14 protein-coding genes are annotated in these 12,360 nt (G+C 49.3%); 9 read left to right on the forward strand and 5 right to left on the reverse strand.

Going from position 1 to position 12,360, the window contains the following annotated elements; all coding sequences use genetic code 11:
* Nucleotides 1-37: 37 nt before the first annotated feature.
* Genes VF399_08530 through VF399_08550 form a run of 5 tightly spaced genes read right to left on the reverse strand, consistent with a single transcriptional unit; the run spans nucleotide 38 to nucleotide 5,095 of the window.
* A complete protein-coding gene (locus tag VF399_08530) occupies nucleotides 38-1,282 on the reverse strand; it encodes an ABC transporter permease (GenBank protein HEX7320386.1) in 1,245 nt (414 codons plus the stop codon).
* A complete protein-coding gene (locus VF399_08535; protein ID HEX7320387.1) occupies nucleotides 1,279-1,956 on the reverse strand; it encodes an ABC transporter ATP-binding protein in 678 nt (225 codons plus the stop codon). The genes VF399_08530 and VF399_08535 overlap by 4 nt, the downstream gene beginning before the upstream one ends.
* A gap of 14 nt (nucleotides 1,957-1,970) precedes the next feature.
* Nucleotides 1,971-3,113 (reverse strand): efflux RND transporter periplasmic adaptor subunit, encoded by a 1,143-nt coding sequence (locus VF399_08540; GenBank protein ID HEX7320388.1) that lies wholly within the window; start codon nucleotides 3,111-3,113, stop codon nucleotides 1,971-1,973.
* 48 nt (nucleotides 3,114-3,161) lie between these two features.
* Nucleotides 3,162-4,397: a TolC family protein gene (locus VF399_08545; protein HEX7320389.1), complete on the reverse strand. Its 1,236-nt coding sequence runs from the start codon at nucleotides 4,395-4,397 to the stop codon at nucleotides 3,162-3,164.
* 29 nt (nucleotides 4,398-4,426) lie between these two features.
* The gene (locus VF399_08550; protein ID HEX7320390.1) at nucleotides 4,427-5,095 is read right to left on the reverse strand and encodes a YIP1 family protein; all 669 of its coding nucleotides are present in this window, start codon (nucleotides 5,093-5,095) and stop codon (nucleotides 4,427-4,429) included.
* Nucleotides 5,096-5,166: 71 nt separating this feature from the next.
* Here VF399_08550 and rfbD point away from each other — a divergent pair, with 71 nt between their 5' ends.
* The 9 genes from rfbD (at nucleotide 5,167) to VF399_08595 (ending at nucleotide 12,245) form a co-directional block, all read left to right on the forward strand.
* Entirely contained in the window at nucleotides 5,167-6,021 is an 855-nt protein-coding gene (gene rfbD / locus VF399_08555; protein HEX7320391.1) for a dTDP-4-dehydrorhamnose reductase, read from the forward strand.
* 70 nt (nucleotides 6,022-6,091) lie between these two features.
* Nucleotides 6,092-7,159: a glucose-1-phosphate thymidylyltransferase gene (locus tag VF399_08560; protein HEX7320392.1), complete on the forward strand. Its 1,068-nt coding sequence runs from the start codon at nucleotides 6,092-6,094 to the stop codon at nucleotides 7,157-7,159.
* Between the two features lie 15 nt (nucleotides 7,160-7,174).
* Nucleotides 7,175-8,173, forward strand: coding sequence for a hypothetical protein (locus VF399_08565; protein HEX7320393.1), 999 nt, complete (start codon nucleotides 7,175-7,177; stop codon nucleotides 8,171-8,173).
* A gap of 43 nt (nucleotides 8,174-8,216) precedes the next feature.
* Nucleotides 8,217-8,687: a dTDP-4-dehydrorhamnose 3,5-epimerase family protein gene (locus tag VF399_08570; GenBank protein ID HEX7320394.1), complete on the forward strand. Its 471-nt coding sequence runs from the start codon at nucleotides 8,217-8,219 to the stop codon at nucleotides 8,685-8,687.
* A gap of 216 nt (nucleotides 8,688-8,903) precedes the next feature.
* Nucleotides 8,904-9,926, forward strand: coding sequence for a dTDP-glucose 4,6-dehydratase (rfbB, locus tag VF399_08575; protein HEX7320395.1), 1,023 nt, complete (start codon nucleotides 8,904-8,906; stop codon nucleotides 9,924-9,926).
* Between the two features lie 240 nt (nucleotides 9,927-10,166).
* The gene (locus VF399_08580) at nucleotides 10,167-10,586 is read left to right on the forward strand and encodes a formylmethanofuran dehydrogenase subunit E family protein (protein ID HEX7320396.1); all 420 of its coding nucleotides are present in this window, start codon (nucleotides 10,167-10,169) and stop codon (nucleotides 10,584-10,586) included.
* 26 nt (nucleotides 10,587-10,612) lie between these two features.
* Nucleotides 10,613-11,284, forward strand: a complete 672-nt coding sequence (locus tag VF399_08585) for a class I SAM-dependent methyltransferase (GenBank protein ID HEX7320397.1) — start codon at nucleotides 10,613-10,615, stop codon at nucleotides 11,282-11,284.
* A gap of 530 nt (nucleotides 11,285-11,814) precedes the next feature.
* On the forward strand, nucleotides 11,815-12,021 hold the full coding sequence (locus VF399_08590; protein ID HEX7320398.1) for a type II toxin-antitoxin system HicB family antitoxin: 207 nt from the start codon (nucleotides 11,815-11,817) through the stop codon (nucleotides 12,019-12,021).
* Nucleotides 12,021-12,245: a type II toxin-antitoxin system HicA family toxin gene (locus tag VF399_08595; GenBank protein ID HEX7320399.1), complete on the forward strand. Its 225-nt coding sequence runs from the start codon at nucleotides 12,021-12,023 to the stop codon at nucleotides 12,243-12,245. Before VF399_08590 ends, VF399_08595 begins: the two co-directional genes overlap by 1 nt.
* Nucleotides 12,246-12,360: the final 115 nt, after the last annotated feature.

Genomic DNA, 12,360 nt, shown 5'->3' on the forward strand with positions numbered 1-12,360 from the left:
AATGGTGATCAGGCTGCCATACGAAAACTTTGGACCATTATTCATACCTCAGCGCTTCGATGGGGTTTAAGGAAGCGGCCTTTCTTGCCGGGTAAATACCGAAGAAAATACCGACCGCCGCTGAAAAACCGAAACCGAGAACGATCATCCAGAAAGCCACCGCCGCTTTCAGCGGCGATACCGCTGAAATAACTTTGGCAAGGAGGATGCCGAGCATGATGCCGATCAAGCCGCCGATCAGAGCGAGCGTAATCGACTCTGCCAGGAACTGCAGCATGATATTGTTGTTCGAAGCGCCCACAGCTTTCAGGATCCCGATCTCGCGCGTCCTCTCAGCCACCGAGACCAGCATGATATTCATGATCCCGATCCCGCCGACGATCAGCGATATCGCCGCGATCGCGATGATCGCTACGAAGCCGACCTGAGTGATGCTTTTGTATATGTCCATCAGCATTTGTTGAGTATTAATGGAAAAATCCTCCTTATCATCAAGGCTCAAACCGCGCCGCCGGCGCATAAGCTCGCGTATGTCATCGATCGTCTGGTCGATCTTTTTAGGATTTTTTGGCGTCGTGGCGATCATCAATGAATTGAAGACCCTTTCCATGCCCTGCGGCTTGGGAAAGATCTTTTCGATCACGCTGATCGGCACCAGGACATTGTTGTCCATGGTCTGCCCGAGGAACGAACCCTTCGCGTCCAGCACGCCGATAATGACCAGCGTCTTGCCGCGGACATTGAGATGAAGGCTGACCGGGGATTCGTTGGGAAACAGGTTCTCACGCACGTAATCGCCGATAATGCACACCATTCGGCGGTGCGTGATATCGTCCTGGGTCAGCGGTCGGCCGGATACTACCGTGTAGTTAAGGACTTCAAAATAATCCTCAGTCGACCCGATGAATTCGATATTGTTAACCTTCTTGTCCTTATAATAAAGCCAGGACACCTGCTGGTTCGCAAAAACCGGCGCCACTTTGCCGACGGAAGGCAGTTTCTTCAGGGCCTCCGCGTCCTCCATGGTGAGGTCTTTCCTTTTCTGTATTTCCTCGAAATCAGTGTGTCCCATCATGAAACTGTACTTCATCACGTAAATGACGTTAGAACCAAGCGAATTGATGGACGACGCGACCGAACGGTTGAGTCCCTCGATCAGCGACAATATCGCGATCACGGTGGTCACGCCGATAATTATTCCCAGCGTCGTCAGGAAAGAACGCATGCGGTGGGTCTTGAATGTCTGCAGCGATAAGGCGATGGTCTGCAGGATATCGTTCATGCGATCTTGCCGTCTCTCAAGGTCACGATCTTTTGGGCATGGTTGCCCACCTGAAGGTCGTGCGTGACCAGCACGATCGTGTTGCCTTCTTTCACCAGGCTGTCAAACATGTCCATTATTTCCGAACCGGTACTGGAATCCAGGTTGCCGGTCGGCTCATCGGCAAAGATGATCTTGGGATTGTTGATCAAGGCCCGCGCGATCGCCACCCGCTGGCATTCTCCGCCCGACAGTTCGTTCGGACGATGCGCCATCCGGTCGGCGAGTCCGACCTTGTCAAGCATTTCCCGGGCTTTTTCAAGACGCTCGCGCCGGCCCGCGCCCGCGTAGATGAGCGGCATGGCGACGTTCTCCAGCGCGCTCAGGCGCGGCAACAGGCTGAAGTTCTGGAACACAAAACCGATGAACCGGTTCCGGATATGCGCCAGTTCGTTATCCGACAGCTTCGACACGAGTTTGTCGTCGAGGTAGTAGTCACCGGTCGTCGGCGTATCCAGGCAACCCAAGATGTGCACGAGCGTTGATTTCCCGGAGCCGGAAGGCCCCATGATCGAAAGGTAATCGTTCTGACGGATTTCGAAATCAATGCCATCCAATGCCCTTACCGCGACCTTGCCCCGCCAGTAAGTCTTGTGGACATCTTGTAGTTTGCAGAGCACTGCGTTAGCGGACATAAGCCGGCTTTTCGTTATGCGTGTTTTCGGACAAACCTGATCGCTGAACGTGTCCTCATCGATTGTTTTTCCTGCTCTCCGGACGAACGGACCTTGATCGGGTCACCGTCTTTGAGTTTTGACAGAACGCGAAATGGTCCGGTTATGACCGTGTCGCCTTCGGCCAGCCCTTCCAGGATCTCGGATTCGGTGTCGCTGGAAACACCGATCTTCACTTTTTCCAAATGAGCCTTGCCGCCATGGATGACAAAGGCGGTTTCGCTCAGCGTATCCTTGATCTTCCTGCTTCCGATCACCTGCACGGGCACAACAAGCACGTCGGTTAGGTGGTGCGTGATGATGCTGGCATTCACGTTCATGCCCGGTCTCAGGACCGGCGAGAAGTTAGCCATTTCGATCTCAACTTCAAAGTCGGTGGTCTTTTCGGTCGAGAGCTGTGTGGTCAGGGGCATAAGACCGACCCTTACGACCTTGCCGTGAAAAGTTGAATCGGGCAGCGCGTCCGGCATGACATCCACTTCCTGCCCGACCGCGACCGACGGCACGTCTGTTTCATCGATCTTCACGATCGCCAGCATCTTTGACAGATCGGCGATGGTGGCCAGGACCGTTCCCTGGTAGTTCATCGTTCCCATCACGGCCGTTTCTCCCTCCTCGATGTTTATCTTCATGATACGCCCCGAAATGGGCGCGTGGATCCTGGTCTTCTGATAGGTGTCCAGGGCTTGCTCGTACTGAGCCTGCGCCGACCCGTAAGCGAGCTGGGTCTGCTCGTACTCGCCTTTGGAGATCATCTCTTTTTCATACAGGACCTTGATCCGGCTGTAATCCTGGTCGGCTTGTTTACGCCGCGCCTCCGCCAGCTTGAAATTGGCGGCCGCCTGCACGTCATCAAATTGAATGATCAGGTCCCCCTGCTTGACGTAATCGCCTTCCTTGAAATATAATTTCTTGACCTTGGCGATTATTTCAGCCGCGATATCGACCTGGGCTTTTGCCTTCAGCTCGCCGGATGCGGACACTTTTGTAACAACCTCGCCTTTCTTGACGACCGCCACCTCGATCTCCTTGCCTTTGCTGGCGCCACGCAAGTTCAAAACGACGATCAACGCGATCAGAACCACCGCCCCGACCACGATCAGTAGCTTTTTATTCATTAGCTGCTCCTTATCAAAACCATTATTGCCTGCCCGGCCAAACGTGCATCACCGCTCCTGTTCGCCGATCAGATAGGATAAATTCGCCCTTTGCACGTAATAATCGGTCAATGATTGAACATAGGTCACCCGTGCATCGTATCCGCTGGACTCGATCGTCAACAAATCGAGCAGTGACAGCGCGCCCAAAGCATACCGCTCAGCCGCGATCTTTGCCGCCTCATCCGTAGCTTCATAGCTTTTTTTAGCAAACTGCAGACGGTCGTACGATTCTTGCAGTGAAAAATATGCGGTCCGCAGTGATTTTTTAGCTTCCATTATCGTCCGGACCCGGGCGTAACTTTTCTGACGCGCATCAGCTCGCGCATTCAGGACCTTGAAGATCAATCCTTTCAGTTCAAAGATCGGCAAGGCTACGGAAAAACCGTAGTTCGTCGCCGCGCGGTCGCTGAAGTACTCAAAATCGAACTTGAACGAATCGGCATAGAGGGTTTTTGAGTAGAAAAAAGATATTCGCGGCATGAAAGACAGGTATGATGCGTACAGGTTAAGACGGGAGATGCGCTGCACCTGGTCTGCGACCCGGATCGAGTAATTCACCCTTTCCAGCAGGGCAAGCAGGGAATCGATATCCATGAAAACCACCGAATCGGGTTCGGTTATTGAGTCCACGGGCACGTAAATCCGGTCGGCGCCCAGCAGCGTCTTGAGCTCTTCCCGGGCAGTAGCTTCCATGGTCTTCGCCCGCGCCTGGTCTTGCAGTGTGCGCAGTCGAAAAACCTCGGCCTGGAGCATTTCCAGCCGGGACGCTGAACCAAGATCCAGCTTGGTCTTCACCAGGTCATAGTTCTTCTGAGCCCGCTCGATCGCGACCGTCGATGACCGCACGAGTTCCCGTCCGTTTATGAGATTGTAATAAGCGGTCTTGATCCGCAGGATCAGTCCGGCAACGTCGGATCGGTGCTGGATCTTACTTCCGGTAAGCTGTCCGCCGGCGACGAAGATCGAGCTTATGATGTCCAGATCGAATACCGGCAGCGTGGCATTCAGGGCATTGGTGCATTGAGATGTTTCAACATCGTTCAATTCATTGGTCGACATGGTCGTGGTTGCGGACAGAGTAGGAAGGATGTTAAAAAGACTTTGGTAGAATTGTATCCGCGCTTTTGTCACAGACAACTGCGATTCAAAATAAGCAGGGCTGTTCATAAATGCGCGTTCGATGGCATCCTGCATGGTTATCGAATCAACCTGAACCTGGGTCAGCAATATGATCAGTAGCATACGGATTTACGTTGAAAAAACTTGTTGTCCTAGGCTGGACGGCCGCCCAGGCCTCCAAGGGCGGCACCGATGAAGATCGATACTAAGAGGATCAGAAATATAAGGATGAACGCGTTTTTCTTCGATAGATTATTGGTTATACTGATCCCCAGCGCCACCAGGGCCATTTCCCATATGACAAACCCGTCAAAACCGGCAAGTACGCGGTAGGCAAATGAACCTTTGTCCATACCCGGAACGATCAATGCCAGGGAAGCCGAAACATACAGGGATTTCGTAAGTAAAATAAGGATTATCCTGATGATCGTGCTGGGGATGCGAACCAGCGCGGCATGGCTCACTACGGAAAAAACCGTTTTGAATGAACTCATTCCGCCGAAAACCGGTATCAGCACGTTGATCAAAAGGCTGAATATCAACAGAATGACTACCGTTATAATGACCGCGAACACTCCGCCCAATACCGCCGCGATAGGTCCACCGATAAATTGTTTCGCCTGTTCGATCTGCTCGTCGGACATACCGCGTTCCCGCATCGCTTCTTCTTGTTGGGTAAGCGCTGTGTCCTTGGTTAAAAAGACAGTAATTACGGCTGAAAGCACAATGACCACTAAAACTATGATCAGGGGTTTTATCCATTTCGGTTTTTCCTTCAATTTTTCAAAAACTTTTATTGGTGAAAAAAAGATATCTAACATTCAGTATTTTAACCAATAATGACCGCGTGTCAACCCCGTTGACACTGTGATTTTAAGGCATATAATAACGCGTGAAGGTGTTCATAACCGGAGCCGATGGCGCGCTGGGGCAGGAAATGCAGAACATCCTAAGGGCCGAAAAAGTTAATTTCCTGCCCACGGACATCAATCAGCTCGACATTACTTATTTTAAGAAAGTCAATGAATCGGTCATGGCTTACCGGCCTGACGTCATAATCCATTGTGCCGCAATAAGCGACGTCGACGAGTGCGAAAAAACCAAAGATCTGGCATACCGGATCAATGTTCTGGGCACGCTCGGACTGGCGATCATAGCAAACAAGATCGATGCTAAGATCGCATATATAAGTACGAATTTCGTCTTTGACGGTAAAGCCGAACAGGCCTATGGCGAATATGACACGGCGAACCCCATAAACGAATACGGCCGGACAAAATATCTGGGGGAACAGTGCGTGCGCGACACCTGTGAAAAATACTTTATTATCCGTACCGCCTGGCTCTTTGGGTTCAATTCCAAGACGTTCGTTTCCAAATTCCTGCAATCAAAGACAAAGCCCTCGTACCTCGACGTTATTTGCGATCAGACCGGTTCTTTTACATATATCCCGGACCTTGCACGAACGATCCTGTCGCTGATCGTATCAGACCATTATGGCCTTTATCATATCGTGAACTCAGGGCTAGGTACATGGCTCGATTTCATGCTCCGGGCCAAAGAACTCATGCGGTTCAACACCGAGATCAGACCTGTAAAAACCGAGGAACTCGACCTTGCCGCGCCGCGTCCGAGGTTTGCCGCGCTGGCGTCAAAAAATTATGAATTTTTATTCGAAAAAAAATTAAGGGTATGGACCGATGCTTTAGCGGATTTCATAAAGTCAATTCAAGGGCCGGGCAAATAATGAAGGCGGCGCTGTTCTCAGAAAGTCATGAAATATTGACTTTCCTCCAACAATCAATATAATTCACGGTATGAAAGGCCTCATCCTTGCCGGCGGTTTTGGAACGCGTCTGCGGCCTTTAACATATACCGGGGCAAAACAGCTTATACCGGTAGCCAACAAACCGATAATCATCTACGGTATTGAAGCCCTGGCCCGGGCCGGTATCAAGGACATTGGCGTTGTCGTGGGTGAAACTGCCGCCGAAGTACAAGCGGCCCTGGGCAATGGCGATCTTTTCAATATCAGGATCACCTATATCCGCCAGGAGGCGCCGCTGGGCCTGGCGCACGCCATAAAGATCTCCCAAAAATTTTTAGGCAATGATCCTTTTATCATGTACCTTGGCGATAATCTGCTAAAACAGGATCTCGCCGAACTGATCACTAAATTCAACAACATGAAATCTGATGCCTTGATCCTGCTGACCGAGGTGCCTAATCCCCAGCAATTCGGGGTCGCAGTCATCGACAAAAACGGGAAGGTGATAAAACTCATTGAAAAACCCAAGGAACCGCCTTCAAACTATGCTCTCGTCGGTGTCTATTTGTTCAATACCACCATATATAAGGCGATCGACAATATTAAACCGTCATTGCGCAATGAACTGGAAATAACCGACGCCATCCAGTGGCTTCTGGAGAACAAATACAATGTCGCTTCCGACATTGTGAAGGGCTGGTGGAAGGACACGGGTAAGCCCGAGGACATTATTGAAGCGAACCTCCTGGTCCTGGAATCGATCGAACCTCTCAACGAGGGTGTAAGCGTTGATTCGGTCATCAACGGACGCGTCCGTATCGAAAAAGGCGCCCGGATCGAAAAGAGCGTGATCCGGGGACCGGTGATCATAGGCCAGGGAGCGCGCATTATCAATTCCTTCATCGGTCCTTTTTCATCGATCGGGAATAATGCCATTATCGAAAACTCAGAGATCGAATGCAGCGTGGTCATGGAGGGCGCGAAGATCAAGGATATCGAAAAAAGGATCGACCGCTCGATCATCGGCAAGAACGTCGAGATCAGCCAGGTGGACCAATCGCCGCGCACCTATAAATTCATAGTGGGCGATCAGAGCAACATTGAACTGGTGAAGTAAAGGAAGGAATAGACGATGGATTTCGCAACCAGGGTGTTTGCCAGGAAGCTCTCAGGTATCTTGTTTGTTATCGTCGCGACCATATTCCTGCCGGTTTCGCTTATTTCCGGAGAAGATGGAGAAGAGACCGTGAAACCGGTCGACGTATATGTGGGTGTTTATGTTAACCAGATCTTCGATGTGAGCCTCAAGGATAATAAATTCTCGGTTGATTTTTATGTCTGGTTCCGCTGGATCGGGGACAGCGTAAACCCGGTCGAAAGTTTTGAGGTAGTCAACGGCCGGATGGATTCAAAAAATGGCGTTTACGAGGATGAAATAAAAGGTTACCAGTATGCCAGCTGCCGGGTCGTCGCCACCATGACCAAGTTCTGGGATATTTCAAAATTCCCCCTTGATGATCACATCATGACGATCGAGATCGAGGATAACGAAAACGAGGATTTCAAGCTGACGTACATTCCCGATACCGGGAATTGCGGCATCAATCCCCAGGTGGAAGTACCGGGCTGGAAGGTATCCACCGCCAGCGCCAGCGTTGTCGGCCATTCTTATCAGACGAACTATGGCGATATCTCGCTGCCGAGCAACAATGAATCCGTCTATTCCCGTTTCATATATTCCATCGCGGTGGTGCGGCCAGGCTACGGTTATTTTTTCAAGCTGTTCTTTGGGGTTTTTATCGCGGCCATGATCGCCTTCTTGACGTTCTTTATAAAACCCACTGACCTTGACCCGCGCTTCGGGCTCGGGGTCGGAGCGATATTCGCCGCCGTGGCCAGCGAATACGTGATCGCCTCCGCATTGCCCGATACAAATCTCATAACGATGGCGGACAAGCTGCACATCCTGGCGTTCATTTTCATCTTTCTTTCCATCGCCGAATCGGTCCTGTCACTCAGGCTTTTCTCAACCGACCGGGAAGGACTGTCAAAGAACCTGGATAAAACATGCTTCATTGTCTTCATGGCCGTTTACATAATCCTGAGTTTCTTGTTGATTGTACTGCGGTGATGAGTACACATGAGAAAGGGAATATTATCAGGCAGGTAATAACATGAAAAAGAAATCGATCATTGATGGCGTCACGGTTAAAAGCCTGCGCTTGATCCCGGATGAACGGGGACGGCTCATGGAGATCTTGCGCCGTGACGATGAACTGTTCGAGAAATTCGGCCAGGTCTACATGACGACCGCGTACCCGGGCGTGGTCAAAGCCTGGCACTATCACAAGCTCCAGAACGATAACATGACGGTGGTCAAAGGCATGGCCAAGATCGTGCTCTACGACAACCGGCCCAAAAGTCCGACCAAGGGCGTGATCAATGAATTTTTCGCAGGCGATGACAATCACGTCCTGATCCACATCCCGAAACTCATCTGGCATGGTTTCAAGTGCATCAGCAACAAGGAATGCATCATCGTCAACACGGTCACCGAATGCTATGATTATGAAAAACCCGATGAATACCGCAAACACCCTCACGATTCCGACATTCCGTACGACTGGAACAGAAAAGATGGCTAGACCATCAATTTCTAAATCCGAATTTCTAATTTCTAAACAAATCCAAATTTTTCTAATTCAAAATCCAAAACAAAAAAATCCGTTTTTTGAAAATTTGAATTTTATATTTAGATATTGTTTATGTCTCATGCTGAGTATTCGACACGAAGCGGGATTTCGGATTTTGAAATTAGAATTTAATACGGAGACGTCAGGTCGACGAAGGATTACAGCACTATGAAGGTACTGATCACCGGCGGTTGCGGTTTCATCGGTTCGAATTTCATCAAGTATTTCAACAAAAGGTATCCCCATTATAAGATCCTGAACGTCGACAAGCTGACCTACGCCGGCAATCTCGAGAACCTGAAAGGGCTGGAGAGGAAAAAAAATTATAAATTCGCCCGGGCCGATATCAGTAACGCTTCGATGATGAGAAAGCTGTTCGACAAGTTCAATCCTGACTCGGTCATTAACTTTGCCGCCGAAACCCACGTCGACCGGTCCATCCTGAGCCCGGCGCCATTTATCAAGACGAACGTGATCGGCGTGAGCGTGCTGCTCAACCTTTCGCTGAAGCACAAGGTAAGGCGTTTCGTCCAGATATCGACCGACGAGGTCTACGGCTCCATCCTCCACGGCCGTTTCCGGGAAGACAGCCCGCTCGATCCTTCCAGCCCTTACGCGGCGAGCAAAGCTTCTTCGGATGCGCTGGTTATGTCCTATTACAAAACGCACCGCTTACCCGTCATCATCACCCGCTCATCGAACAACTACGGACCGTACCAGTTCCCGGAAAAATTGATACCGCTGACCATCATCAACGCGCTGACCAACAAGAAAATCCCTGTCTACGGCGACGGCATGAATATCCGGGACTGGCTTTTTGTCGAAGACAACTGCAGCGCGATCGATTCGGTCTTTCACTCCGGAGAGATCGGCGAGGTCTATAATATCGGCGGCGAGAATGAGCTGGAAAATCTGTACGTCGTAAAAATGATCGTCCGCATTCTGGGGAAACCAGACAAGCTCATGACGTTTGTTCAGGACCGGCCCGGGCATGACTGGCGGTATTCATTGTCTTTGAGCAAAATCCGCCGGCACCTGAGCTGGCATCCCTCGACGTCGTTCGAGAGTGGTCTGAAAAAGACCATTGAGTGGTACAAGAAGAACACCAGATGGATCAAAAGCGCCCAGACCGGCGAATACCGCAACTTCTACGCGAAATACTATTCGCAGCTCGGGCTCGATACCCGCTGACCCTCTCGCAATTCTTACTGTAATCAATCCGAGGTTACTTTCTGTCCAGCCGATTATTAAGATCATCAGCTGATTCCTGAATGGCTTTATGTATGGCAGGTCAATTTTCGTTCCATTTTCTAAATAGAATTCTCAGACAATGATAGACGTTGCCCAATGGATGACCGTATACATTATTCTGGAGAGAATCCTTGACACAAGGATTATCCCAGATAAACTATCGATGCCCCGGAGGCAAGCATGAAATATAAGAGACCAAAACACCTTACCTACGCACAGACGATCCAATTTCACGGCCACGATGGGCCGTTCCTCGCTTTGGGTTACAAGCTCGGGCAGTATCTGGTTGACCGTCTCAACCCAAAAGGCATTATGGATTTGACTATAACCGTCAGAACCCGCCTGGAAAAACCTTATACCTGTCTAATCGACGGTCTGCAAAGCTCGACTTTCGCGACCATTGGCAAGGGTAACCTTCGGATCATGGACCGCCCGACCAAAATAATATCGGTAACCGCGGCCAGGAACACGAAAAAGCTAAAAATCCTGATCAGCAATCAGGCCATGAAGATCTGTCAGACCGGCGGCGATCTAAAGAAAGCAGCCAGGCTCATCTTCAATACCCCGGACCGGATTCTCTTTACCGTCAAAAAATCGTAACCGGAATTTATCCCTATCGATAATAAATGGATGCTTACTATTCTGATAAACTGTCGGCAGAAAGGCTCAGACGCTGCTATGAACTCGCGACGCTCCGGGTCCGGCAGTATCTGGAAGCGGAAATCGATTTTGTCCGCCGGAAAATTCAACTCGGGGATTGGGTTCTTGAACTGGGATGCGGTTACGGACGGATCATTCCGCAGCTTGCCGCCCAGTCCGACCTGATCGTCGGTATTGATACGTCCTATTCATCAATAATGCACGGACATAACGTAATAAAGAATACCAATCATTGTCATCTCCTGGTGATGAACGCGCTTCAGCTGGGATTTCCGGATCAGACCTTTGACCGGGTTATCTGCATTCAAAATGGCATTTCCGCGTTCCATGTCGATCCCAGGATTCTGATCCGGGAGGCAGTCCGGGTGACCAAACCTGGGGGTTCAGCCATTTTTTCCAGCTATACCGACGAATTCTGGCCTTTCCGGCTGGAATGGTTTGAACTTCAGGCGAAGGCCGGTCTGGTGGGTGAGATAGATTATGATAAAACCAAAAACGGAGTTATCGTCTGTAAGGACGGGTTTACCGCGACGACCGTCCGGCCTGAGGATATTAAGGAATATACGAAAGGGATCAAGGCGGAAATTCGGATCGAAGTCGTTGATCAATCCAGTGTTTTTTACGAAATAATTCTCTGAAAAATGAAAAATCGAAAGGTCGGTCCATCAACACGAATAGTGGCTACCGCAAGTTATCGCACGTTAATACGCTATATAACTTATACATATTACTGGCAGATTTAATAAATGTTGGCTTTTTACAACTGGTCGGCGTTATTTCATTAGATCTGATGTTTATAATAATGTTAATCTTGCGATAGTCGATCACTGATATGAAAAATGATTATTTAATATAGCCGGGGAATATTTTTCTCAAATATTTCATCATTTTATCTTTATGAATGGTTATGGGGTCAGCCCTCGAAATTAGAAACTATTGTGCTTCGCAGATAGATTGTAGTGATAAAACCAGCAGATTGCACCGTTTTTTAATAAAATTCCATTAGGTGCAAACGGTACGCAAAAGTCAGCGCCCCGCCTTTGTTCAAACAAAGCATCCGCATCATTGTTGACATCTCGATTACTTTTACATATACTGATGCATGAAAGTAAAGCATTTTGGAATCTTTCAATGTCTTTGCCGTTAAATCAAGCAAGGAGGATGATTTATGAAATTTATTATTACAGTTTTTCGTGACGAAGACGGAATGTTCATAGCTGAGTGCCCATCAATTCCCGGCTGTGTAAGTCAGGGTAAAACTGAAAAAGAAGCCGAAAAAAACATTCGCGATGCGATCAAGGAGTGCTTAAAGGTGCGGGCGGAAAGAGGAATGCCGCTGACGGTAACTACTCGTAAAGTAGAAGTCCACGTTTAATGTCCACAGTACCTATACTGAAACCGCGTGAAGTGGTTAGAACATTTAGAAAATTCGGTTGGGAAGTAGCTCGCCAAAAAGGTAGTCATATTATTATGACAAAAGAAGGACACGTAGCCACTTTATCAATTCCAAATCACCCCGAAGTTGCTCGTGGCACGCTGCGAAGCTTAATTACCAAGTCAGGAATAACAGTCGAAGAATTCTTGGTTGCCTTGGACTAGCAATACTGCGAAATCGATAAGTCGGACAAATCCCTGAATTTAGGATCAAATCTGGAAATTAGTCCCCATTCTGTTGCGCCGATAGATTACCCCCTCCCTGCGGGAAGGACGATTA

The sequence above is a fragment of the bacterium genome (genome assembly GCA_036382775.1).
GTDB lineage: Bacteria > Hydrothermota > Tepidihabitantia > SM23-42 > JAOAFX01 > DASVHD01.

Coding starts and splice junctions, on each gene's coding strand:
- VF399_08535 (HEX7320387.1), bottom strand. CDS start 1,956: ATGTCCGCTAACGCAGTGCTCTGCAAACTACAAGATGTCCACAAGACT.
- VF399_08560 (HEX7320392.1), top strand. CDS start 6,092: ATGAAAGGCCTCATCCTTGCCGGCGGTTTTGGAACGCGTCTGCGGCCT.
- VF399_08580 (HEX7320396.1), top strand. CDS start 10,167: ATGAAATATAAGAGACCAAAACACCTTACCTACGCACAGACGATCCAA.
- VF399_08570 (HEX7320394.1), top strand. CDS start 8,217: ATGAAAAAGAAATCGATCATTGATGGCGTCACGGTTAAAAGCCTGCGC.
- VF399_08590 (HEX7320398.1), top strand. CDS start 11,815: ATGAAATTTATTATTACAGTTTTTCGTGACGAAGACGGAATGTTCATA.
- VF399_08565 (HEX7320393.1), top strand. CDS start 7,175: ATGGATTTCGCAACCAGGGTGTTTGCCAGGAAGCTCTCAGGTATCTTG.
- VF399_08530 (HEX7320386.1), bottom strand. CDS start 1,282: ATGAACGATATCCTGCAGACCATCGCCTTATCGCTGCAGACATTCAAG.
- VF399_08540 (HEX7320388.1), bottom strand. CDS start 3,113: ATGAATAAAAAGCTACTGATCGTGGTCGGGGCGGTGGTTCTGATCGCG.
- VF399_08585 (HEX7320397.1), top strand. CDS start 10,613: ATGGATGCTTACTATTCTGATAAACTGTCGGCAGAAAGGCTCAGACGC.
- VF399_08545 (HEX7320389.1), bottom strand. CDS start 4,397: ATGCTACTGATCATATTGCTGACCCAGGTTCAGGTTGATTCGATAACC.
- rfbB (HEX7320395.1), top strand. CDS start 8,904: ATGAAGGTACTGATCACCGGCGGTTGCGGTTTCATCGGTTCGAATTTC.
- VF399_08550 (HEX7320390.1), bottom strand. CDS start 5,095: ATGTTAGATATCTTTTTTTCACCAATAAAAGTTTTTGAAAAATTGAAG.
- VF399_08595 (HEX7320399.1), top strand. CDS start 12,021: ATGTCCACAGTACCTATACTGAAACCGCGTGAAGTGGTTAGAACATTT.